Raw genomic sequence first — 24,903 nt, 5'->3', positions numbered from 1 at the left:
GTCTGTCTACGACACGCTATGCGAACGGAGAGAGGACTTTAGTCCTGATTTTCTAAGGGCTAAAGTCCTTACTACAAAAAAAGCTTATTCTTCAATTCAAGTTTGATGACCTACTAGTCTAAATTATCAGCCGTTGAAGTGTAATTTGAATTACTCCAATGGCAACCTCTACAATTAGCCAGCCACTTAAACAAATTAAAATCGCCCTGGCCAGTTTGATATTCAACCAACCTTTGAAAGCTACAATTACTGCTAACAAAGTCCAGAGTGATAGTCCAATTTCAATCGGTCTTCCCAAAAGCGGAATCACTGTAAAAAAGTTGAATATTTGGGGAGTATGAGCAAAGCCAATCGGAATCAGCAGTTCTCTATAGGTAGGGATAGATAATCGCAACTGCTGTCCGATTTTCCAAATGGTAAATGTCCAAAAATAGTAACCTGCTACTATACTTAAAGCGTTGATTACAAATATAAAAATTAGCAGTGATAATGTCACCTGAGCCAGTAATGGAATAATCACACTGCCTGAAGCATGGGCGATCGCCGTCAAAATTACAATTACTTGAGCAACTTTTACTGCGTTTGGGATTCTGCAACTATCTTCATCAAAATTTCCCTTCAAAATGAAGACATCCCACAGCACTTTTTTCATCCTATTGGTTGATGCTTGGTTACTCACAGCAAATCTTCCTCCAGATTGGTGACTTATCACAATATTTTCAGTTAAAAGTAATCCGTAGATGACAACTTAAACATTAAAATTTGGATGAGTAATTTTTTGGGCAAACTCCTCTTGTGGATGCGAAATAGCGGACTCAAGCTATTTGTATTTACTGGATTTCTATTACTAATTTGGGGGACTTTTGCTCCTGTGGGAACTATTGTATGGTGGTTAGACAGGGGGTCTGAAAAGTTAGAAAGAAGAAGCAGAGAGTTAGCTAACCGAATTAATGGAGAAGATACCAATTCTGATGTTACCCCTAAAGGAAGTCGCTGCTACATTGTTTTCTTACCAGGAGTAGGGGCTGAAAAAAATGAGGTATCTCCTCGAGAAGAAGCATTTTTAGATCATTTAGAGCAAGACCAACCACAATGTTTAACTGTACGGAGTGTTTTTCCTTACTCTGCGGCCAATCAAAACATTGGTGGACAACAGGTATTTGAATTTCTATGGAGAGTTAGCGAGAATGCAGAAGGTTGGTTAAAATTAACCGAACGTATACTCGAAGCACGTAATGTCTGGAGAATGGCTGTTTCCGCCGATAACCGCTACGGGCCTATCTACAACCAAGCGATCGCTTTGACAATTGTAGAGCAAATGGAGAAACAGCAACCAATTCCCACATCTCCAGAAGAACCAATTCAGCTAATTTTAATGGGTACAAGTGGCGGCGCGCAGGTGGCTTTAGGTGCAGCTCCTTATTTAGACAAATGGCTGCCAGTGGAAATTAGTGTGGTTTCCTTCGGAGGTGTATTTGATGGTAATGAAGGCTTTGATGTCGCAAAGCACGTTTACCATTTTCGGGGAGAGCGAGATTGGATTGAAAACATTGGCGGAATAGTTTTTCCGTCCCGATGGCGATGGACTATAGGTTCTCCCTATAATCGCGCTCGTCGTGAGAATCGCTATACAGTTTACAGTAGCGGCCCCCATGAACATCAAGGAGATGAAAGCTATTTTGGTCAAGAGGTCGCCCAAAATGGTGATACAACATACGCAGAATTAATGGTGCAACAAGTAAATCAGCTACCCATTTGGTCTTCAACAAAAGTCAATAGTCAGTAATTTGCATAAAAATCAGAATGTGAACTGAATACATATTAGGGCAGCAATTACAGCTCTAGTTGTGAGGGTTAATGCAGATATTTCATGCTCAGATAATACTCACAGTACCCTATCTAAATTTCTATAGTTGAGTAAAGGATACCAAGATGCGAATCAATGCAGAGACTCCTGCCATTGCCGTTATTGGCATGGGTTGCCACTATCCAGGAGCAAGTGATTTATCAAAACTTTGGGAAAATATACTTGCAAGGCGGCGACAGTTTCGCCAAATGCCGGATCAAAGATTGCCTATATCTGAATATTACGACCCAGAACCGACAACCCCAGATCAAACCTATGGCGATCGCGCTGGTGTAATTGATGGTTTTCAGTTTGATTGGCCTGGTAAACGCATTCCTAAATCAACTGTAGAATCAACAGATATCGTTCACTGGCTAGCTCTAGAAGTAGCATTAAAAGCCTTACAAGATGCTGGATATACTCGCCAAAGTGTAGCTACTGAGCGTTCTGGTGTGGTTTTAGGTAATACCCTCACTGGAGAACACACCCGTTCTCAAACGATGCGCCTACGCTGGCCTTATGTGCGGCGAGCCTTGCGGGCTGCCGGTAAGGCTAAGGGTCTGCCATCATCCACAGTAGAAGAACTGGTAGTGATGATGGAACAGTTCTACAAATCTGTATTTGCACCGATTACCGAAGATACCCTCGCTGGGGGTCTTTCTAATACTATCGCGGGAAGAGTTTGTAACTTTTTCAACTTTAATGGTGGGGGATATACAGTAGATGGAGCTTGTTCTTCTTCCCTGATTGCCGTTGCTACTGCCGCTACAGCCCTAGCTAACGGAGACCTTGATCTCGCCCTAGCCGGAGGCGTAGATATCAGCCTAGATACCTTTGAATTGATTGGATTTGCCAAAACAGGGGCATTAACCGGTCAAGATATGACTGTTTATGACCGCCGCGCCAGTGGCTTTATTCCTGGAGAAGGGTGTGGCTTTGTAGTCTTAAAACGGTTGGCAGATGCTCAAGCCGATGGCAATTATGTATATGCCGTACTGAACGGCTGGGGTATATCATCTGATGGCAAAGGCGGAATTACAGCCCCCTCCAAGGTAGGTCAATCTCAGGCATTACGCCGTGCTTACGAGCGAGCCGGTTACAGTCCCCATAAACTAGATTTTATTGAAGGTCATGGTACAGGAACTCCCGTAGGCGATCGCACAGAAATTGAAGGCATTGCCCTCGCGATGAGTGCTGATGGTGAATTAGCACCTCGTTCCTGCGGTGTTACATCCTTCAAATCTCTTGTAGGTCATACTAAAGCTGCGGCTGGTGTTGGCGGTTTTATTAAAGCAGTGATGGCTGTAAATCAGCGAATTATACCCCCCACAGCAGGCTGCAAAGACCCCAACCCCGTTTTTGATACTTCTGCCCAATGTCTTTATCCAATTATTCAAGGGGAAATCCGCCCAGCCTCTGATCAACTGGTAGCTGGGGTTTCCGCGATGGGATTTGGTGGGATTAACTCCCATGTCACCCTGACTTCTGGTGATGCTCCTGCGCCCCATCTCAAACCCAGCTTACCTGAAAGGGCATTGCTAGTTTCCCATCAGGACACAGAGATATTTGTCCTCAGTGCGACATCTGTGCAAGCATTACTACAACGCACTCAAACAGCCATCAATCAAGCCGCAGGTATGAGCCTAGCTGAACTGGTTGATTTAGCTGCCCAACTAGCAAAAGAAACAGAAGCATCTCACCCTGTCCGGGCTGCGGTGATTGCTGGTACGCCCAAAGAACTGATGACGCGTCTCCAGCAGTTGGAACAGATGCTGAATGACACCCCCCCTACCCAGGGAGAAGTGAAAGTTACCCCCCAAAAAGACATTTGGATTGCCAACGCCGTTAAACGTCATCGTGTGGCTTTTCTGTTTCCCGGTCAAGGTTCGCAAAAGTTGAATATGGCTCGGACTTTAGTAGAACGTCATGGTTGGGCTAGAGAACTGCTGCAACAAGCAGATAACTGGCTTGCAGAGATGGGTTTTGAGCCAATCAGCCAATTAATCTATCGTCCTCTTGATCGTGCAGCTAATCCAGAACAAGTCCAAGACTGGTTTAAAAAGCTCACCCATGTTGCACCCTCAGCCATCTGCTTTGCTTCCTTACTTTGGCAACGCTATCTGGAACGGTTGGGAATCAAGCCATCTTTTATCGGTGGTCACAGTTTGGGAGAACTGACAGCCTTTCAAGCAGCAGGAGCATATGACGAAAAAACTCTACTGTGTTTTGCTGCCATGCGTGGAAAAGCTATGGCTGCTAAGAGTGAAAATGCCGGCACAATGGCCAGTCTAGCGTGTGATTCGGCAACGGCTCAGAGTATTTTACAAGGAATTCCTGGCTATGTAGTTGTAGCTAATATTAATAGTCCTATTCAGACTGTGATCTCTGGTGAGAGAGCCAGCGTTGAAGCAGCCATCAAACGTGCCGCAGATCAGGGTATCCAAACTCGCCTGCTGCCAGTTGCCAACGCCTTTCATTCCCAGATGGTTGCAGAAGCATCTGCATATCTGCGTGCTAATGCACCAATTCCAGAGCAACTTACCCAAAATTTATTACCCCTATTCTCCAGCGTCAACGGACAGCAAATTCAGCCAGGACAGAATCTGCGGGAATACTTCGGCGGACAAATGATTTCACAAGTGGACTTTGTTGCCTTAGTGAAAGCGATCGCACCCCAATGCGATTTAATGATCGAGGTTGGCCCGGGAAAAGTGCTTGCTGGCTTGGTAGAAGCTACGAATAATGCAAATGCGCCTATGTGTTTCCCCGTAGAGTCTAAGCCAGGATGCGATCGCGATCTCAACACTTTACTAGCTAGTTTCTTTATTCATGGTGGTGAAGTTAATTGGACAGCACTTTACGAAAATCGTTTGGTAAATCCCTTTATTCCGGCATCACAGCGTCTGTTCATCGACAATCCTTGTGAGCGGCCTTTCCCAGATGCCCTAGAACAAATCAATGAAGTTTTGCATATTCCTAACGTATCGAACAGATATATACAACAGGAGGAATTAACACAGCAAAATAACGAAGAATTTTTTGATACTCTATCTGCCTATTTCTCACAACGTAGCTCATTTTTAGCTGAGTTGATTCGAGCCGATATTGAAACTTTACCAATTTTGTCACCTATTAACGAAGAGAACGCCTAATGAATAGCCAAAATTCCGCACACCATCAAATGAACGACGAGCTTACCAAGCTGTTAACTAACTACTTTAGCCAACGGGGTTCATTTTTAGCTCAAGTTATCCGTGCAGATTTGCAAAGCTTGCCACAATCGACAAAGCAAATTCATCAATCCCAACCCAGTGTTAAAGCCAACCAGCATTATATAGTTGAACTGCCCACCAGTAAGCCAGCAATTGTTTCTTCTCCAGTTGTGCAACAGCCACAAGCAACTCCCCAAATAGTTGCTCAACCAACCATCGATGTGGAAGCGATTCTAGTAGATTTGGTAGTTAAGCAAACTGGATATCCAGCAGAAAGCATCGGACTCGATGCCAAATTACTAGACGATTTGAATCTAGATTCAATCAAAGCCGGTGAATTGGTTGCTGCTGCTAGTAAGCAATGTGGTGTAGGAGGTGCGCTAGACCCCTCAACCCTGGCAAATGCCACCTTAAAAGAAGTTGGCGATGTGATTCGCGCTACTCTGCCAGCACACCCCACTCAGAATACTGGTACAGTTGCCGTCCACAACTCTCCGGTTATTGAACCATCCTTGGATGTCTCCCAACAGCTACTCAAGTTAGTAGAACAGCAGACTGGATTTCCCCAAAATACCCTGTCGATGGACTTGCGCCTACTGGATGACCTCAACCTCGACTCCATCAAGGCAGCAGAATTAGTTGCTACTGCGGCTAAACAAGTTGGTGTAGGAGGTGCAATAGACCCTTCGACTCTGGCAAATGCTACTTTAACCGATGTGGTGGCGGCACTTCAGCAAGCTCAACCTGTAAAAAAGCCTGAAGTTAAAACGGCTACACCTGTAACTTTGCCTGCTCCCCAAACTGTGGAAGCTGTAGCTAATAAATCCTCTGATTGGGTGCGTAATTTTACTATAGATTATATAGCTGAAAATGCTAAAATCATTGACCAGGAGGATTGGTCAAAAGCCCAGGTTTTGATAGTCTCAGATCAAGTAGAAAATCCATTAGTTAAGGCTTTGAGCGAACAGCTCATCTCAGTCGGAGCGCAAATAAAAAAAGTCACCTACCACGAATTATTGGCAGACGACTCTGTTGTAAAAAAAACTATCTCTCATTATATTGCTTTACTACCTAATTCTGATACAGCACAAAAATCTTTAGAATTAGCACAGATGGTAGCAAGACTCAATAGTATTTCTACTGCTATTGCTAACAGTTGTGTTGCCTATGTCCAGTTTGGTGGCGGTCGTTTTGGTAGTGGTTCTCAAACCATGAATCCAGAAGTATGTTGTGCGGCTGGATTTGCCCGCAGTTTGCACCTAGAACGGCCTGATTTACGGGTGCGGGTGGTAGACCTAGCTTCAGAGATTGAGTCAACCCGTGCAGCTGAATTAGTCATCAGCGAACTTTCAGGAAGTGAAGCGATCGCCACTGTCGGTTATGATGCTGATCTCGTCCGCTTAGTACCCCAATCTCGTTTACAACAACCTACCAACTACACTCAACGCACACTTTCCTGGTCAGAACAAGATGTCATCTTGGTGACAGGTGGTGCAAAGGGCATTACTGCTGAGTGCGCTTTAGCTCTAGCCCAAGCCACTGGCGTAAAAATGGCTTTAGTGGGTCAATCTCCTGCCCCTACTCCCGGACAAACCCAAAATGAAATCGCACGTACCTTAGAGCGATTCCATGCGGCAAACTTGACCTGTAATTATTACTCCTGTGATGTGACTCAGGCTGAAGCAGTTAACCAGTTAGTTGCCCAAGTTACTAATGAATTAGGGACAATTACAGGGATAATACATGGTGCTGGCTTAAACAGTCCCCGCCGAGTTGAACAGGTCAGCATAGAGGCTGCCGTCACAGAAGCTTCTCCCAAACTCCTCGGTGCTTATCACCTTTTACAAGCCTTAGCTTCAGCACCACCCAAACTATTTGTTGGCTTTAGCTCCATTATCGGAGTCACCGGAATGCCTGGCAACGCCTGGTATGCCTTTGCTAACGAATCTTTGGACATTATGCTGCGTCGCTTTGCCAGTGACCATCCCCAAACCCAAGTTATTTCCCTTGCCTATAGCGTTTGGGGAGAAGTAGGTATGGGGGCGAAAATGGGTAGTGTGAAACACCTAGACCGCATGGGGATTGGAGCTATTTCCACTGAAGAAGGAGTCAGTCGTTTCCTGAAGTTGTTTGAATGTGATCCTGGAGTGCAACAGGTAATCATTGCAGCCCGCCTGGGAGGACTTGATACTTGGTCTCCTGCTCCTGTGTCTACTGCCACTCAACTACGTTTCATCGAGCAGGTTCTCTATTTAGAACCAGGTGTGGAGTTGACAGCTAGAACTCACTTGAGTGTAGAACGGGATTTGTATGTGCAAGACCATATTTGGCGAGGGTCTTACCTATTCCCCACAGTTTTTGGTTTAGAAGCAATGGCGCAGGCGATCGCCTACGTGACTGGTACGACTCAACCACAAATTGTCCGCATTGAAGATATCTCCCTTCAGCGTCCCGTAGTAGTGAATCCCACTACAGGCATCGAAATTGAGCTACGTGCCGAGGTGATGGAAGTTGACCACAACGGAGAACAACGAATCAAAGTTGGGATTCGCACTGAACAAACAGGCTTTAAAACCGACCACTTCGCCGCCATCTTTGTTCTAGGTCAACCAAAATTAGGTACACAGTTAAAACCAGAACTAGGTCAAGCCCTGGCTTTAAATCCTCAAGTTGATCTGTACGGTGACTTACTTTTCCAAGGGACACGCTTCCAACGCATGGGTGAAATTTTCTCCCTCAGTGAGAAAAGCAGTGTCTTCCGTTCCTATGTGCGCCCCGCCGCCGAACTGCTGACAGAAAGCTTTGGTTCGGGTCAAGGTGATTATATCTTGCTGGGCGATCCCTACTTCCGGGATGTATTGTTGCAATCTGTACAATTGACCATTCCGCAGGATATCTGTTTACCAGTCCAGATTGGCAAAATTGAATTGTTCCAAAATTCCCAGCCAGAGGCAAATGAGCGATTAGTTACAGTCCTGTTGTTAGAGAAAGAAGGACGGGAATATATCAGTGAAGTGTTTACCACTGATAGCCAAGGATACATCTTGGAACACCTAACTGGTTATAGACTGCGGATTCTGGAAGAACATCCCACCAACCCCACCGCAGCTGAATTGGCTCATCCTGAAATTCGCGATGGCGTTCCGCCCACCGTAGGTGATCGCCAAAAATTAGCACAGGTACTTAACACTAGCTTTCAAGAGTTTGGTTTAAATCAACCAGCCGTAGCTCTAGGATATGCCCCCAACTTACAAGCACAGTCGAAAAAGCAACGGCGTGAGCAAGAACAACCAATTGTTGCCCAAGCCTTGAAAACCAAGTTGGGATTAGTAGCAGATGCAGAAATCAAATTTGGGATGAAAACCCTACCTTCAGGGAAACCAGAATTGACTGGTGCTAGTGTAGCTGGACTGCAACTATCTTTATCTCACTGCGATCGCTATTGTCTGTGTGTTGTCTCTGATACTCCTCAAGGCTGCGATATCGAGTCAATTACTCACCGCACAGAAGATGATTGGGTAGCATTACTCAGTACCAAGCGCAGCCGGATAGTAGATGAACTGGTCAGCAAAGGCGACACACGCGACAGAGCCGGCACGAGAATCTGGTCAGCATTAGAAGCAGTGCGTAAAGCATTCAACGGCAGCCATCCAGAGTTCTCCATCGTCGCCAAACAAGGTGACAGTGTACTACTCAAGGCTCAGACATCCGCAGGTGATTACTTAGTGGTAACAGTTCCAGTCAAGCTTACCCGTCCCCCAGAACGGATGATAGCTATTCTAGTGAGCCAACCACAACTACAGCTACAGGTGCAATCATCCGCCATTGTTCCTCAAACCAGTGAAATTGACCGCCACAGCACCCGCTACACCCAAGATGGCCCTCAAGGACAACTAGCCTACGAACAACGTTTTCAAGTCAGTTTCAAAGACAGTGGTAGTATTAGCCGTCGCGTCTACTTCTCACAATACTTTCGCTGGATAGGCAAAATCCGCGAACTACCGATGGAGAGTATCGCAGAGCAGATGTTATCGGACTTCTTGAGCGGTGATTGGGGGATGGTAACTAATGCAGTGAGTCTGCGAGTCTTAGGAGAAGCAACTTCCTATGATGTACTGCAAGCCAGAGCTTGGGTTGGTAACGTAGTCGGTTCATCCTTTGAAACGTATATTGAGTTTTGCCGAGTATTGCCTGATCATTCTCTAGAGAGAATTGCGATCGCTGAAGTGAAAGCAACTTGGGTAAGATTAGTTAGCTACGGTGTGCCTTCACCTATGCCCTTCCCACCATATCTCCAGGAATATCTGGATCGATTTGCCGCCAAAGAGCCAGCCACCCTCGACTTGAGACGACCAGAAACTCTACCTCTACCACCTCTACCATCTAGCTTGGTGCAACTCAATAGCGGTGCGATCGTTTACGAAGCACCCAGTTCCTTAAACCGCTATGGTAAGTTACTCCGGTCGGAAGCTTTCCAAACCACTCTAGAAGAATCGAACTTAGTAGGTAACGTTTACTACGGTAATTACTTCATCTGGCAAGGACGAATCCTCGACCTCTTCTTATACTCAGTCGCACCTGAATATCTGCGAGTTTCTAATCCCCGTGGTGAGATGGTTTGTCTCTACAGCCGCATGGACTACTTACGAGAAGCAATGCCCTTCGATAAGATTCGCGTCTTCCTGTATGTCAAGTCAGTCTCCCAATCTGGTGCAGTGTTTAACTTTGAGTTCTTCCGCGAACAACCCGACGGCACAATGGAAAAACTCCATGTCGGACAACAAGAAGTCGCCTGGGTAACTCGCCTAGCAGATGGTACTCCAGTTACAGCAAATTGGCCGTCAGAAGTCCTGCAAGCACTAACAGAAATGGACTCTGTAGAGTTAAAAGAAAAAATTGCATTCTAAATAGACCCAACTCATTTTCAAGCAGTAGCCAGAAATTTGGCTACTGCTTTTTTGCGTTGCATATTTGCAAGATGAATCAATATTTTCGCTCAAAGCTAAAAGCAGATTCTTCGTCAATACTACGCGGTTAAGCCTAAAAAATAGAAATCTGTAGCCAATACGGTTCGGATCAGATAATTTGCCAAAATAATAACGCCTGTAGAGACTTTGCAGTGCAACGTCTCTACCCACTATATAAGCCCAATATTTTCATGTAGCGACAGGATTCATTGCATCTTGCAAGACTATCACCCAGAAAAGTAAATCATTATTAAGACAACAGATACCCTGCATAAAATCATGGTTTCCATCTGAATAATATTTAGGCACTGAAAAATCAAGAGTTTGCAGGTTACAAATACGAAACAAAATTTAACTGCAATTTCTAACAATATAACCACATCAGAACTTTGCTATGAACAACAATCAATCATTAGAATATGATGTCGTAATTATGGGTGCTGGCTTTGCAGGTTTGTGCCAAGCCAGACATTTAATGCTCAAAGTTCCTCATATCAAAGTTGCCCTAGTTGACCCCAGACCTGAAAATAGAGATGAAAACGATCTCAAAGTTGGTGAATCAACAGTTGAAATCGGCGCACTCCTAATTGGTAAAGAATTAGGACTCAACGATTACATGATTGAAAATCACCCACCCAAAGCTGGATTAAATTTTCATTGGCCAAAACAACCAAACAACACTGCAACTATCGACGATTACTATCACATTTGGCTCAACCGTCAGCCGCCTATCCCTACTTTTCAAATTAACCGTGCTAAGTTTGAGCGCGATTTGCTCAAAATGAATCAGGAAATGGGAATTAAATTCTACAATGGGCGCGTATTAGATGTTGATTTAACTCCCGGTGATGCCATTAAAACAGTCAAAGTCAAGCTTAATGGTGAACAGATAGAATTAAAAGCCAAGCATATTATTGATGCAGCCGGGCGCAGATTTATCATTGGTAAAAAGCAAGATAATCTTTTATTTGGCCCAGAAAACTTGCTTGGTTTGAATAATGGCTCGGCTTGGGTGCGGGTGAAAAATGTAGATCGCACATTATTTCATAGTGGTTACGACCCGCTAGGATCTGCTGTTACTCATTACTATACTACCAATCACTACTTTGGGGCTGGACACTGGCTGTGGATGATTCCTATTGATACTCAAGCCCAGGAATTATCAATTGGGGTTATGCACCATCATGACGTAATTCCGGCAAATACTATCAACACTCAAGAGAAGTTTTATAAGTTTTTGCAAGCTAATCATACTGTTCTCTATAACATTATCCAAAGTGGTGAGAGCGTAGACTTCAATTATTTATCTAAAGTCCCCCATAAAAGTAAAACCCTATTTTCTGCCGATAACTGGTATGTAATTGGCGATGCGGCTTGTATGTTTGATGCGTTTTACTCCTTGGGTACAACCATGATTGCTTTCACCATTGAAAGTGTGACAGAAATCATCCGCGCCAAACTTGCAGGTGAGGCTGATGCTGAGGAGAAAAGGTCAATTTATAACGAATACAATCTGACTTTCTTTGATAGCGTTAATACCTTCATCTGTGACCATGCCAAACAATTGGGACACGCTAGTATTATGAGTTGGCGAATTTATTTCGAGTATATGTGGTGGTTTGGCATCCTAGTACCAATGTACATTGGCAAGTGGCACTTACAGCCTCAATTTCTACGTGAGTTCATGGGGCCTTTCCGCTCTTATTTAAATGGAATTTTCCCAGAGGTTTACCAACAGTTGAACAAATTGGTTGATAAGGGTACTAACATCGGTTTTATGGATCCTGTGCGAGCAGATCAGTTACTGGGGAAATACTACACCTTCAAACACTTTGAGGATTATCTAGAAAATAGTAAGTTTGAACCGCAGCGTTCCAATATCTATACCAGCATGAAGAATGCTTTCTTCTATATTGCTGTTTGGTATGTGAAATTTCAATGGAAAGCCTTTGGACTAGTTGGTCTGCTCAAACCGAAAAATCTCTACTATATCTTCCAACTTTTAGTGCAATCAGGTATATCTGCAATGGGTGAAGCTCGGCATAAATTCCAAACTAGAGACTTACCTAACAACAGTACAGTTGAAAATATGCGCCAGGAGTTTAAGAGTTACCAATATCAACCTGAGCTACAGCCTTGGAATGTAGAAGTTTCATCGGTAAAAACTCAAGATTCATTGGTTACTAGTCAAGAAAAAGTTTTACTGCGCTAAGTCATAGTCATCGGGGCGGAAAATACCTGCAAGTTAGCAAAGGCTCAAGGTAAATGAATAATTTAGGTTGCAACTCCTGATGACTATACATCCCTTCTCAAGTTATTGGCTAAATTGAGCCTCAAAAAGAATTTATTAAGGAGTTAATAATGTATACAACCGAATCTTTAGAATATGATGTCGTAATTATGGGTGCTGGCTTTGCCGGTTTGTGTCAAGCCAGACACCTGATGCTACAGATCCCAGGTATTCGCGTTGCTTTGGTTGATCCTCGTCCCGAAGAACGCTCTGATAAAGATTCAAAAATCGGTGAATCAACAATTGAAATTGCGGCTCTTTTTCTAGCTAAAGAATTAGGACTTCATGAATATTTAATTGAAAATCATACACCTAAATTGGGATTAAGTTTCCATTGGCCAAAAGACCCTGCTCAAACCGAGAATCTAGACGACTACTTTCATATCTGGTCTAATCGACAGCCAGCAATTCCAGCTTTTCAAATTAATCGCGTCAAGTTTGAGCGGGACTTGCTACAAATGAATAAAAAGATGGGCGCGTTTTTTTATAACGGACGCGTGCTAGATGTGGATCTAACTCCTAAAGATGCTATTAAGACTGTTAGCATCAAAGTCGGCAATGAACAAATGGAATTGAAAGCCAAACATATCATTGATGCCGCAGGACGCAAGTTTATTATTGGACGCAAAACTGACAATGTAATTTTTGGCTCAGAAAACATGATGGGGCTGGATATTGGTTCAGCTTGGATGCGTGTTAAAAATGTCGATCGCACTGTTTTTGATAGTGGATATGACCCTTTAAATTCATCGATTAGTCATTACTACTCTACCAATCACTATTTTGGTCATGGTCATTGGTTATGGATGATTCCCATTGATACTGAGTTAAAAGAATTGTCTATTGGTATCATCCATCATCATCAGGAACTCCCTTCTGAAATCGTTGGTACAAAGGAAAAATTCCAGCAGTTTATCCATGATAATCACAAAATTCTGGGCAAAATTATTGACAGTGGTGAACTAGTTGATTTTAATTATTGGCCTAAAGTTTCCCATAGAAGTAAAACTCTATTCTCCCCAGATAACTGGTATGTGATTGGTGATGCTGCCTATATGTTTGATGCCTTTTATTCCTATGGCACAACAACTATTGCCTTAGCAATTGAGAGTGTGACAGAGATTATTCGCGCTCAACTGGCGGGTGAGGCAGATGTAGAGCAGAAACGGTCTGCTTATAACGAATTTAACTTGGGTTATGCCCGGAGCGTCAACTGTCTCTATGTCAGTCATGCTCAACAGTTAGGTCATGCGAGTGTGATGAGTTGGCGGGTTTATTTCGAGTATATGTGGTGGTTTGGTGTGCAAGTGCCTATGTATGTTGGTAAATGGCATTTGGATTTAACTTTCATCCCCATCTATTTAAAAACCCTCAACGCCAATGTAGACGGACTCTTCGCAGATTTATATCAACAGTTCAATCAACTGGTAGAACAGAATGCAAATATCGGGTTGATGGATTGTTACCGTTCTGATCAATTAATCAATGACTATTACACCGCAAAACACTTCGATGACTTTTTAGAAAATTCTAAATTAGAACCTCGTCGTTGTAATGTCTTCGGTAGTCTAAAAGCCACTTGCTTCTATGTTGCTATCTGGTATTTCATGTTCCAGTGGAAAGGTTTTGGGATTCAAGGCTTGCTAAAACCACGAAATATTTATCACTTCTTGCGACTATTAGCATTGTCAGGCCAAGCTGCAATCGGGGAATTGGTTTATAAGTTCAAAACTAGAGGGTTGCCAGCTAATACCGAAGTTGAAGAAATGCGCCAAGAGTTCCGCCAAAGTTATCAATTTCGACCAGAACTTCAGCCTTGGATGACAGAAAAGACTACCAAAACCACTGCTAAAGAGGCAGATGTAAATCAAATTTTGGAAGTCGCTAGATTACGTTGAATTGATGTTAATTAATCACACATCTCCAGGAATTTTATTAAAGCTTTTGGAGATGTTGGCAAAAACTCCCACAATTGTCGTTTAAAACTATTAGGAAAGATTAAACTATGTACACTACTCAGTCACCAGAATATGATGTTGTAATTATGGGTGCGGGATTTGCTGGTTTGTGCCAAGCCCGACATATGCTGCTCAACATTCCCAACATCAAAATTGCACTGATAGACCCACGTCCAGTAGAACGGTCAGACAAAGATTTAAAAATTGGTGAGTCTATAATTGAAGTCGCTGCTCTTTTTCTTTGTAAAGAGTTAGGACTCCATGATTATCTGATTGAAAATCACCCTCCTAAGTCTGGGCTGAATTTCCATTGGCCGAAAGATGCGGCTCAGACTGAGACTTTGGACGACTACTATCACGTTTGGGCAAACAGACAGACTCCTATTGCTTCCTTTCATCTCCACAGACCCAGATTTGAGCGGGATCTGCTGAAAATGAATCAAGATATGGGAGCAGTTTTCTACAACGGACGCGTGGTCGATGTGGATTTAACTCCTGGTGATGCCATCAACACTGTAGAAATCAAAGTTGGTGGCGAAACAATGGAACTGAAAGCCAAACATGTTGTTGATGCGGCTGGTCTGAAGTTTATTATTGGTCGCAAGACAGATAACGTTTTATTTGGCCCAGAGAACCTGTTGGGACTCAACAATGGTTCAGCTTGGCTACGGGTCAAAAATGTAGACCGCACCATTTTTCACTCAGGCTATCACCCAGAGGGGACATCAAATAGCCATTACTACTCTACTAATCATTATTTTGGTCACGGTCATTGGTTATGGATGATTCCTATAGACAAGAAATCAATGGATTTATCTATTGGCGTTATCCATCATCATGATGTGATTCCATCGGAGAAAATCAATACTTTAGATAAATTCTCTGGGTTCTTGAAAGCTAATCACCAGCTTCTGGCTGATATCATCGATAGTGGTGAAGTAGTTGATTTTAATTATCGCCAGAGGATTGCCCATAGAAGTAAAATCATGTTTTCCCCTGATAACTGGTATGTAGTTGGTGATTCCTCTCATATCTTTGATGCTTTCTATTCTTATGGGACAACAATGATTGCCTTTGCGGTAGAAGGTATCACAGAAATCATCCGCGCTAAATTAGCAGGGGAAGCAGACGCGGAAGCCAAACGAGCTGCTTACAACGATTTTAATTTGGCTTATGCTCGGACTGTTAACTGTCTTTACCGGGGTCATGCTCAACAACTCGGTCATGCCAGTGTCATGAGTTGGCGTATTTACTTCGAGTATATGTGGTGGTTTGGAGTTCATATCCCCACCTATATAGGTAAGTGGCATTTGGATCTGAATTTCATCCCCAGATATGTGAAGATTGCCAACGGTAACGTAGATGGAATTTTTGCTGATTTATGCAAGCAGTTTAACCAATTGGTAGAAGAGGGTGCAAATATTGGATTCATGGATGTTTATCGAGCAGATCAATTGGTTGGTAAGTATGGGACACTGACACATTTTGATAACTTCCTAGAAAATACCAAATTTGAGCCACGACGCTGCAATGTTTTTGCCAGTATGAAATATACTTACTTTTACATTGCGATCTGGTATGTCATGTTCCAGTGGAAAGGTTTTGGTATCCGTGGTTTATTAACCCCTAAACATTGGTTCTATTTCCTGCGGATGTTATCTTTATCAGCTAAAGCTATTGTGGGTGAATTTATCTACAAATCTAAGACCAAAGGTTTACCAAACAACAGTGAAATCGAACGAGTGCGCCAAGAGTTTAAGGGTTATAAATACCAACCAGAAAAGCATTCTTGGTTGAGAGAAAAGGTTTCTTAAGTCTCTGCAATTTTTTATATATGACTTTTCTTGATGCTGTTGAATTTATTAATTCACATCACAGGGAAAGTCATATATAACCCCAGTTTAAAATCATGCTCAATGCTATTATCCACTAAATATTGATTATGGAAGCAACAACAATGTCTTACTTAACACAAAATCTAGAAACAGGAGAAATCCAAAAAGCGATAAATCGCCTAGGTTTAACCCTATCTGAAGCAGAAATTAATGATATTCAAGTAGGAAAAAATATCTCTCTTGAGAGCAGATGCTTAAGTGAAATTGGCTCATTATTTATTTTAGCTTCAGCAATTTCTGCTGCTAATTTAGGTAAAAAAATGAATAATATTACCTTCAGAGATTTACCAGAAGCAGTTCATAATTCTACATCTTGTACAGGGATTCCGATTTATTCCTGGGATTCTGAGACTCTGGGCAAGTGTTCTCTTTACTTAACTTTAGTGAATGGTAAACCTGGAATTAGTCCCTGTTACGGTATGTGTAGCAGTTCTCTTTAAGTTATAAACTGAGTTTTGGTAGAGTTTTCTAACCCGAAATATAGGATTGCTATAGGTGGAGAGGAAATTAATATTTGTTCAAGTTAGCTATGGAAGACCTTATGAAATATTTGCTTGGTAGTTTTGTGCTTCTATTCATTTTGGTACTAGCTGGAGCAGTATACCAAGCGATCGCTACTCGCGCAGATATAGATAAATATCCACCACCAGGTAAGCTGGTCGATGTGGGAGGCTACAAACTCCATATCAATTGTGTAGGTGAAGGTAGCCCAACTGTAGTGATGGAATACGGACTGGGCGGTTTGTCTCTGGTCTGGAGTCTGGTAGAGTCAGAAGTAGCTAAATTTGCCCGTGTGTGTACTTACGATCGCGCTGGATATGGTTGGAGTGAATCTAGTTCTAAACCCCGCACTAGTCAGGAAATGGTTGAGGAATTACATACATTACTGACTAATGCCGGAATTAAAAGCCCTTATATTTTAGTAGGTCATTCCTTGGGTGGGTTAAATGTACGTCTATTTGCCAGTCAGTACCCAGACGAAGTTGTGGGAATAGTATTAGTAGATGCAGTCCCAGCGAATGTATATGCACGTCTTGCACCAGTATTTCAAAACAACATGGCCGCAACTAGGCGGATGTTTCGCTCTTTGTCGCTAATTACCAGACTAGGTTTGTTGCGGTTGTTGGTGCAATTGCTAGGTAAACAAGCAACACCGGAGTTTGTCAGAAAGTTGCCATCAAAGATTCAACCAATGATTGTGGCCAAGTTTCTGCCTAAAACTTTTGAAACCGCGATCGCTGAAAGCCTCTTAATGGAAATCAGCACTCAGCAGGTTAGTCAGTCAAAGTTATCAGATGACTTACCATTGATAGTGCTGTCTCATGGAATCAATATGTTTTCTAACATACCAGATCAACAAGCCAAAAAAGCTGGTTTAACTTGGGAAAAATTGCAAGCAGAAATAGCTCAACTTTCTTCACAAGGGAGTTTGCAAATAGCTCAAACTAGCGGACACAATATCCATATCGATCAACCTAAATTAGTGGTGGATGCCATCCGTCAAGTCGCTTCGCTCCAATTAAAAATTAAAAATTCAAAATTCAAAATTAAAGACAATTAGTGGGTGCTTTTAGCTTGCTTGCCGTAGGCTACCCACCACTAATTGTTCCCTGCGGGACGCTTCGCGAACGCGTAGCGTCCCGTAGGGAAGACCGCTAAATTTTCAATTTAGCGGTGGATTGAAACCCAAAATTAAACTTATTTTCGTAATAAGGGCTTTACTCCTTATTCCAAACTTTAATCATTCCCAGCATTTTACTAAAACAATACAAAGTACACAATTTTATATGGTGATAACAACTCAAGGTGCAGTAGTTGTAACTGGAGCATCTACAGGCATTGGCAAAGCTTGCGCCCTGCAACTAGATAAGTTAGGATTCCAGGTTTTTGCCGGTGTACGTAACCCAGCAGATGCGGAGATGTTGAAAAGTCAGGCATCTCATCGCCTGACACCTATCTGGCTCGATATCACAGATGCAGTTTCTATTGCTGCCGCAGTAGAGACTGTAAATAAGGCTGTTGGTGATCTTGGTCTATGGGGCTTAGTTAATAACGCCGGCATAGCCGTTGTCAGTCCCCTGGAGTGTCTAGCGATCGCAGAATTACGGCAGCAGATGGAAGTTAATGTGATCGCACAGATAGCTGTCACCCAAGCATTTCTCCCACTTTTGCGCCGTAGTCAAGGGCGAATTGTCAATATTGGGTCAATTATCGGCAAAATGGCAATGCCTTTCTTGGGATCAAACTCTGCTGCTAAATTTGCGATGGAAGCATTTACAGATGTACTGCGGATGGAACTGCAACCTTGGGGAATTTCTGTCTCTATAATTGAGCCTAGCTATGTTGCTACGCCGATTTGGGAGCGGGCTGTCACCACAACTAACAAAACAGTCAAAGATTTGCCACCCGAAGCTAAAGACCTCCACGGTACTGCTATTGCTGCCGCTTGCGAATCAGTAATTAAATCAGGCAAAAATGGCATTTCGGCGGATATGGTCGCTCAATCTGTGGTTAATGCCTTGACTACGAAAAGACCTAAAACTCGCTACCTGGTTGGAAAGGAGGCTAAATTTGTAGACTTAATGATTAAATTTCTCCCCGATCGCATACGTGACCGGGTTATTATGGGGCAAACAGCTAAAGGAACTTGAATCTACAGAAGTAGCGATACATTAACAATGTCAGGCAATACATTGGCAATGTCAGGCGATACATTAACAATGTTAGGCAATACATTGGCAATGTCAGACGATACATTAACAATGTCAGACGATACATTAACCCGGATTTCTCACCAATTCTTGCAACCTCAGTCCAGAGTCCTTACGGGCAGGTTCACAGATATACTCGAATCATTCACGAATATTTCGCTCAACCCGCCCCTACTGTTTGTGAGAAATGCGGGATTAAAAATTTTAGGCGATACATTAGTTCTAAAAATGTCTTTAATTTTGAATTTTGTACACCTGCGGAGAACCCGTAGGGTATTTTGAATTTTGAGTTGTTATCTTGCCCACTGCTGCAAAATATAGGCGTAAAAAGCATCTTTGTCTACTGTATCCATAGCTAAAATCTTCCGCCCACCAAAGACAACTTGAGTACGTCCCTGACTAATACCAGTGGTAATAATTTCCGTTTCCCACTCACGCAATTGATAAAATTCTGGATGTCCTAAATAAGCAGTTGCCAGCACATCCCAAAAATAATAATCTTGGGGAATTACTAAGGCATAACATTGTCCTGCTAAATCAGAAATGGGGTAGTGGCGTTGTTTACCCATTTTCCAGACTAAATCTGATGTAACCGGCACATTGTTAGTTAAATCCAAAGGACACATAATAATTTCAATTTGGGTTTCCCATACCCGCGCCGCAGAAACCGCATCCCAATAAACATTCCATTCCGCAGAACCATCTTGTCCAGATTCTAAACTTTTCTCCACATTGCCAGGAACATTTAAAGCACCCCCCATCCAGACAATTTTCTTAATCTTGGCTGCAATATCTGGTGCTTGATCTAAAGCTACAGCTACCGTTGTCAGAGGCCCAGTCACCATGAGAGTTACTGGTTCTGATGCTTCACGCAAAACTTTGACCATAAAATCTTGGCCAGTTTCTGCAACCAAAGGCGTTTTGATAGTTTCGTTTTGGTTGAGAATGGGCAGATGGTCAACAATAAAGGAATCACGGCGATATAAGCGGGGAAAAGGATTAATTCCGCGAACTGTGCTTTCTGCAACGGGTATATGAGAGAATCCCATCAAATCGATAATTTTACGTATAGCACTAACGGCTGGCTGCACATAACAATCGGCAGGTGTGACTACAACACCGAGAAGTTCAATATGATCCATCGTTAACAGCAGCATACTTGCTAGATAATCGTCTACACCGCCATCATGATCCATTAATACTAGTTGTTTGTTCATATTAGGAGAAATAAAAGATGGATGAATTTATGCAGGCTGCGATTCAAGAAGCAAAACAAGGCAGACAAGAAGGGGGAATCCCTATTGGTTCGGTGCTTGTCAAAGATGGCAAGATTCTTGGTAGAGGACACAATAAACGTGTACAAGATGGTGATCCTGTTACCCATGCCGAAATCGATTGTCTCCGCAATGCTGGTAGAATTGGCAGCTACAGAGGTACAATATTATATTCAACCCTAATGCCATGTTATTTATGCGCTGGGGCAGTGGTACAGTTTGGGATCAAAAAAGTTATTGCTGGAGAATCAAGCACTTTTCCCGGTGCGAAAGAGTTTATGGTGTCCCACGGGGTAGAAGTAATTGATCTCAATCTGGATGAATGCGAACAGATGATGACTGATTTTATTACTAACAACCCTGAATTATGGAATGAAGATATTGGCAAGTAGTCATTGGGTATTGGGGTATCTACCTTGTCTACTTTGTCCCCCAGTCCCCATTTTTTAATGTTTAATTTTTAATTGATTTATCTCCACTCCCTTTTCTTTAAGAAAAGCATCAAACGTAAACTTATCAGGTAACGAAGTTTGTGCGCCTAATTTTGTGGTAGCTAAAGCACCTGCTGCTGTACCCCAAATAACAGCCTCACGTAAAGAAAGTCCGTGATAAAGTGCGGCTGCTAAACCGCCGTTAAAAGCATCACCAGCCGCTACGGTATCAACGGCATCAACTGGAAATGCTGGAATAAAAAAAGTTTCTTCAGGGGTAGCGCAGATAGAACCTTTCGCGCCTAGTTTGACGATCGCACTTTTCACTCCCCTTTGCAATAAAACCTCGGCGGCTTTGGCGGCTGTTTCTTCACCATCTACAGTAAAACCCACTAATTGTCCGGCTTCCACTTCATTAGGTGTAATAATATCCACCAAAGGGTAAAGTTCTGCTGGTAAATCAGATTGTGCTGGTGCAGGATCTAAAATTACTTTAATATTGGCATTGTGTGCAGCTTTGGCTGCTGCTACCACTGCATTAATCGGAATTTCTAGTTGTAAAAGTAGTGCCTTAGCTGTTGGTAATAGTTGGGATAATCGTCCTATATCTTCTTGATTGACATATCCATTAGCACCAGGAATCACAATGATGTGATTTTCACCGTGATGATCTACAGTGATGATGGCCACTCCCGAACTGACGTTTTCATCGGCGAAGATATTTTGAGTCTGTACGCCAGTATCCTGCAAATGTTGAACTAGTTCTGCACCAAAATGGTTTGCGCCTACACGTCCTACCATGTGGGTAGGAATTCCCAGTCGCGCCAGTGCTACTGCTTGGTTTGCACCTTTACCGCCTGGAATCTTCAAAAATTCTTCTCCTGTCAATGTTTCACCAGCAACAGGCAACCGAGGGGCTGTTACTACTAAGTCTATATTGATGCTGCCGAAGACGATAATACTCATAAAAATTACTATAGAGTTTAGGCGATAGTCTACGACCAACGGTCGGTCATTGCGTCAGTATTTGATATCCTCTCCACACGCCGCTTGTTTAGTATAGAACGGCGTAAATAAGCAGACCATTTCAAAACAGCAAAAGCCTTGGTATATTAAACTTTTGACTTTTGACTTTTGACTTTTGACTTCCGCCTTGCGGTACTAGTAGCATACTAACCCAGCGAAATTAACAAAGGATCATCACCCACCTTACAATTACGCTAACTACCACTATCATAGGAAGCATCTTGTCATTATTAATACATATATGCGGCTTTCTATTATTCCCTTAACACTTATCCTCACTTTAGCTACCCCATCTCTAGCACAAGCACCAACCCCCACCGCCGAAGTACAAATCACAGAAGCCGTCATACTAAATAACAACGCTGAAGCTACGATTTACAAAGATTTTGTTGGCTTAAATGAACTACAAACAGCGTTAACGCAATTCCAACAGGCGTTAGCTATATTCAAAAAATACGGCGCGAAAGCTGGGGAAGCTAACAGCCTTGTGAATATTGGTTATGTATATTTTCGTAAAGGTGAATATCCCAAAGCACTGGAGTATTTTCAGTCATCTTTAGATATTCGCAGAAAAACGCGCGATCGCCAAAATGAATGGATACCCCTTTCCTACATAGGTGAAGTTTACGTCAATTTGGGACAGAACGCTAAAGCCTTGGAAGCTTATCAAAATGCTTTAGCTATTATTAAAGAACTCAAAGCAGCTAATCCCAAAGATTCTAGCTATGCTACCAGCGAAAAAATCATGCTTGGTGATATGGGTGCAGTTTATTTTCGTCTGGGACAGTACACCAAAGCTTTAGATTTTTATCAACAAAGTTTAGCTCTCCAAAAAGCGAGTGATGATAAAATTGGTGCTATTCAAACGCTGAATAATATCGGTGTCATTTACGTTAACTTAGGTAACTACACCCAAGCGTTAGACTCCTATCAACAAGCTTTAAATAGTCTGCAAGAATGCTGCTCAAATTATTATGGTACACAAGCAGCTACTATGAATAATCTTGCTGGGGCTTACTTTAGCTTGGGTCAATATCAAAAGTCTTTAGAACTCGCAGAAAAATCTGCAAATGTTTATAACAAACTTGCTAGCACTAACGCAGAAGAAATTAACAAACAAGATATTAAATTACTTTACGATTATCTTGGGCAAAACTCCCAAGCTATGCAACAAGTTACCAGTCGTGCTATTGTTGGTGATGCCTTTGGGAAAGACTCTTTTCAATTCCAAGGTAAGGCATTAAACCTAAATAATGTTGGGCAAATTTATGCTAGTTTGGGTAAATATAACCAAGCACTAAAATTATATCAACAAGCTTTAAATATTTACAAAGAAAACAACTATAAACCGGGGGTGGCTGTAACTCTCAATAATATTGCACGGATTAATAGTAATCTCGGCAAGTATCCGACAGCGATTGAGTTAAATCAGCAAGCTTTAGTTATTTATCGAGAAGTAGGCGATCGCACCGGGGAAGGTGTGACAATGAGTAACTTAGGACAAATCTATCAACAACAAAATCAATCCGCCAAAGCTGGGGAATTTTATCAGCAAGCTTTAGCCATGCACCGGGAAGTTAGCGATAAAGTTAGCGAAGCTACAACCCTAAAATTTTTAGCAGATACCTGGAATACCCAAAATCAACCGCAGCTAGCAATTGCCTTTTACAAACAATCAGTCAATTTAACAGAGGGAATTCGGCAAAGTTTGCGCGTCATGCCAACTGCTATTCAACAATCATACACAGAAACAGTAGCAGAAAGATATCGCCGCCTTGCTGATTTATTACTCAAACAAAATCGTCCCGGAGAAGCACAACAAGTTTTAGATTTACTCAAAATTCAAGAAATGAATGATTTCATAGGAAATCGACGCGGAACAGTGCAGCAAACAGCAGTAGTCAATAGTGGACAAAGGGGGACAAATACAGAAACCCCAGCACCCCAAAACCTACCTTTAAAACCCCAAGAACAAGATATTACCCAGAAATATAGCACCATTCAAGACAAAGCGATCGCACTGGGACAAGAACTCACAAATCTCCGCAAAATTCCCCAAAGTTCGCGGACATCTACACAAGAAAAACGCATCACTGAATTAGTTAAACTAGAACAAACTATCACGGCTGAGTTTAATAAATTTACTAAAACTCCCTCTGTTGTGGCGTTAGTGCAGCAATTATCTACAAACTCTGGACAGGAAAATCTCAGCTTACGTCAACTCAACTCGCTGCGAGATAATTTACGCCAGTTAAATCAAAAAGCCGTCTTATTATATCCCTTAGTTTTAGAAGATAGATTAGAGTTAGTTTTAGTCACTGCGGATGCACCGCCAATTCATCGTCCAGTAGCAGTAAAACCAGCCGAATTAAATCAAGTCATTGCTGAATTTCGCCAAGCCATAGTCGTTCCTTATAAAGATAGTAAAACCCCAGCCAATAAATTATATAACTGGCTGATTAAACCCATAGAAAATGACCTGAAACAAGCTAATGCTCAAACAATTATCTATGCCCCAGATAGTAAACTGAGATATATACCTTTAGCAGCCTTATACGATGGTAAAAACTGGTTAGTTGAGCGTTTTACTATCAATAATATTACTGCTGCTAGTTTGACCAAATTCAACAACAAACCCCAAGTATCTTTGCCGGCTTTAGCCGCCGCTTTTACCAAAGGTGACTATAAAGTAACCGTGGGTGAGAGACAAGAAATATTTAGTGGTTTGGAGTTTGCAAAAGTTGAAGTAGAAAACTTAGCTAAAACAATTAAAGACACAAAAATACTATTAGATAAAGAGTTTAGCACCCAAGTTACCATCCCGCAGATGAATGACTATAAAATCGTACATTTAGCAACGCATGGAATGCTAGTTAGTGGTAATCCTGAAGATTCATTTATTCTATTTGGGGATGGCGAACGTGTTACACTTAAAGATATAGAAAATTGGTCTTTACCAAATGTAGAGTTAGTAGTTTTAAGTGCTTGCCAAACTGGTTTAGGCAAACAATTAGGTAACGGACAAGAAATTCTCGGTTTAGGATATCAAATACAATTAACAGGTGCTAAAGCATCTATGGCTTCATTGTGGGCTGTTTCTGATGGCGGTACACAAGCTTTAATGAATAAGTTTTATACAACATTAAAAACAGGAAAAGTCACCAAAGCCGAAGCTTTAAGAACAGCACAAATTGACTTATTAACAGTAGGTAATAGTCAATTTAAACACCCCTACTATTGGGCATCTTTTGTTTTAATTGGAAATGGATTGTAACTGCGATCACTTGACTTCA

General features: G+C 42.2%; 14 protein-coding genes. 11 read left to right on the top strand and 3 right to left on the bottom strand.

The features are described from left to right. Positions 1-118: 118 nt before the first annotated feature. Positions 119-679: a hypothetical protein gene (locus tag VB693_RS24110; RefSeq protein WP_323268479.1), complete on the bottom strand. Its 561-nt coding sequence runs from the start codon at positions 677-679 to the stop codon at positions 119-121. A gap of 87 nt (positions 680-766) precedes the next feature. On the opposite strand from VB693_RS24110, the gene VB693_RS24105 reads away from it, so the two are divergent. The 9 genes from VB693_RS24105 to VB693_RS24065 all read left to right on the top strand — a co-directional run bounded on the left by VB693_RS24105 (position 767) and on the right by VB693_RS24065 (position 18,819). Further along, entirely contained in the window at positions 767-1,786 is a 1,020-nt protein-coding gene (locus VB693_RS24105) for a hypothetical protein (protein WP_323268478.1), read from the top strand. Between the two features lie 146 nt (positions 1,787-1,932). Further along, positions 1,933-4,998 (top strand): type I polyketide synthase, encoded by a 3,066-nt coding sequence (locus VB693_RS24100; protein ID WP_323268477.1) that lies wholly within the window; start codon positions 1,933-1,935, stop codon positions 4,996-4,998. Further along, on the top strand, positions 4,998-9,965 hold the full coding sequence (locus VB693_RS24095) for an SDR family NAD(P)-dependent oxidoreductase (protein ID WP_323268476.1): 4,968 nt from the start codon (positions 4,998-5,000) through the stop codon (positions 9,963-9,965). The genes VB693_RS24100 and VB693_RS24095 overlap by 1 nt, the downstream gene beginning before the upstream one ends. A gap of 454 nt (positions 9,966-10,419) precedes the next feature. Beyond that, the gene (locus VB693_RS24090) at positions 10,420-12,237 is read left to right on the top strand and encodes an NAD(P)/FAD-dependent oxidoreductase (RefSeq protein ID WP_323268475.1); all 1,818 of its coding nucleotides are present in this window, start codon (positions 10,420-10,422) and stop codon (positions 12,235-12,237) included. A gap of 149 nt (positions 12,238-12,386) precedes the next feature. Further along, positions 12,387-14,213 carry an NAD(P)/FAD-dependent oxidoreductase gene (locus VB693_RS24085; protein WP_323268474.1) on the top strand — a complete coding sequence of 609 codons (1,827 nt, stop codon included), beginning with the start codon at positions 12,387-12,389 and terminating at the stop codon, positions 14,211-14,213. A 107-nt stretch (positions 14,214-14,320) separates the two neighbouring features. Next, complete coding sequence (locus tag VB693_RS24080; protein ID WP_323268473.1) at positions 14,321-16,087, top strand: NAD(P)/FAD-dependent oxidoreductase; 1,767 nt, start codon at positions 14,321-14,323, stop codon at positions 16,085-16,087. 143 nt (positions 16,088-16,230) lie between these two features. Then, positions 16,231-16,608 (top strand): hypothetical protein, encoded by a 378-nt coding sequence (locus tag VB693_RS24075; protein ID WP_323268472.1) that lies wholly within the window; start codon positions 16,231-16,233, stop codon positions 16,606-16,608. 101 nt (positions 16,609-16,709) lie between these two features. Next, the gene (locus VB693_RS24070; RefSeq protein WP_323268471.1) at positions 16,710-17,729 is read left to right on the top strand and encodes an alpha/beta hydrolase; all 1,020 of its coding nucleotides are present in this window, start codon (positions 16,710-16,712) and stop codon (positions 17,727-17,729) included. A gap of 226 nt (positions 17,730-17,955) precedes the next feature. Next, entirely contained in the window at positions 17,956-18,819 is an 864-nt protein-coding gene (locus VB693_RS24065) for an SDR family NAD(P)-dependent oxidoreductase (RefSeq protein WP_323268470.1), read from the top strand. Positions 18,820-19,172: 353 nt separating this feature from the next. Here the strand turns inward: VB693_RS24065 and VB693_RS24060 are convergent, their stop codons facing one another. Continuing rightward, positions 19,173-20,096, bottom strand: coding sequence for a nucleoside hydrolase (locus tag VB693_RS24060; RefSeq protein WP_323268469.1), 924 nt, complete (start codon positions 20,094-20,096; stop codon positions 19,173-19,175). A gap of 17 nt (positions 20,097-20,113) precedes the next feature. Between VB693_RS24060 and VB693_RS24055 the strand changes: the two genes are divergently transcribed. After that, positions 20,114-20,545: a nucleoside deaminase gene (locus VB693_RS24055; RefSeq protein WP_323268468.1), complete on the top strand. Its 432-nt coding sequence runs from the start codon at positions 20,114-20,116 to the stop codon at positions 20,543-20,545. 54 nt (positions 20,546-20,599) lie between these two features. Here the strand turns inward: VB693_RS24055 and rbsK are convergent, their stop codons facing one another. After that, positions 20,600-21,550, bottom strand: a complete 951-nt coding sequence (rbsK, locus tag VB693_RS24050; protein WP_323268467.1) for a ribokinase — start codon at positions 21,548-21,550, stop codon at positions 20,600-20,602. Between the two features lie 301 nt (positions 21,551-21,851). Here rbsK and VB693_RS24045 point away from each other — a divergent pair, with 301 nt between their 5' ends. Continuing rightward, positions 21,852-24,884 (top strand): CHAT domain-containing protein, encoded by a 3,033-nt coding sequence (locus tag VB693_RS24045; protein ID WP_323268466.1) that lies wholly within the window; start codon positions 21,852-21,854, stop codon positions 24,882-24,884. The last annotated feature ends 19 nt before the right edge of the window (positions 24,885-24,903 follow it).

The organism is Anabaena sp. UHCC 0399 (assembly GCF_034931465.1).
Classification (GTDB): Bacteria; Cyanobacteriota; Cyanobacteriia; order Cyanobacteriales; family Nostocaceae; genus Trichormus; species Trichormus minutissimus.
Note: the sequence above shows the minus strand (reverse complement) of the source record. Positions and strands in the feature narration are given on the sequence as shown.

Coding starts and splice junctions, on each gene's coding strand:
- VB693_RS24105 (WP_323268478.1), top strand. CDS start 767: ATGAGTAATTTTTTGGGCAAACTCCTCTTGTGGATGCGAAATAGCGGA.
- VB693_RS24100 (WP_323268477.1), top strand. CDS start 1,933: ATGCGAATCAATGCAGAGACTCCTGCCATTGCCGTTATTGGCATGGGT.
- VB693_RS24095 (WP_323268476.1), top strand. CDS start 4,998: ATGAATAGCCAAAATTCCGCACACCATCAAATGAACGACGAGCTTACC.
- VB693_RS24090 (WP_323268475.1), top strand. CDS start 10,420: ATGAACAACAATCAATCATTAGAATATGATGTCGTAATTATGGGTGCT.
- VB693_RS24085 (WP_323268474.1), top strand. CDS start 12,387: ATGTATACAACCGAATCTTTAGAATATGATGTCGTAATTATGGGTGCT.
- VB693_RS24080 (WP_323268473.1), top strand. CDS start 14,321: ATGTACACTACTCAGTCACCAGAATATGATGTTGTAATTATGGGTGCG.
- VB693_RS24075 (WP_323268472.1), top strand. CDS start 16,231: ATGTCTTACTTAACACAAAATCTAGAAACAGGAGAAATCCAAAAAGCG.
- VB693_RS24070 (WP_323268471.1), top strand. CDS start 16,710: ATGAAATATTTGCTTGGTAGTTTTGTGCTTCTATTCATTTTGGTACTA.
- VB693_RS24065 (WP_323268470.1), top strand. CDS start 17,956: ATGGTGATAACAACTCAAGGTGCAGTAGTTGTAACTGGAGCATCTACA.
- VB693_RS24060 (WP_323268469.1), bottom strand. CDS start 20,096: ATGAACAAACAACTAGTATTAATGGATCATGATGGCGGTGTAGACGAT.
- VB693_RS24055 (WP_323268468.1), top strand. CDS start 20,114: ATGGATGAATTTATGCAGGCTGCGATTCAAGAAGCAAAACAAGGCAGA.
- rbsK (WP_323268467.1), bottom strand. CDS start 21,550: ATGAGTATTATCGTCTTCGGCAGCATCAATATAGACTTAGTAGTAACA.
- VB693_RS24045 (WP_323268466.1), top strand. CDS start 21,852: ATGCGGCTTTCTATTATTCCCTTAACACTTATCCTCACTTTAGCTACC.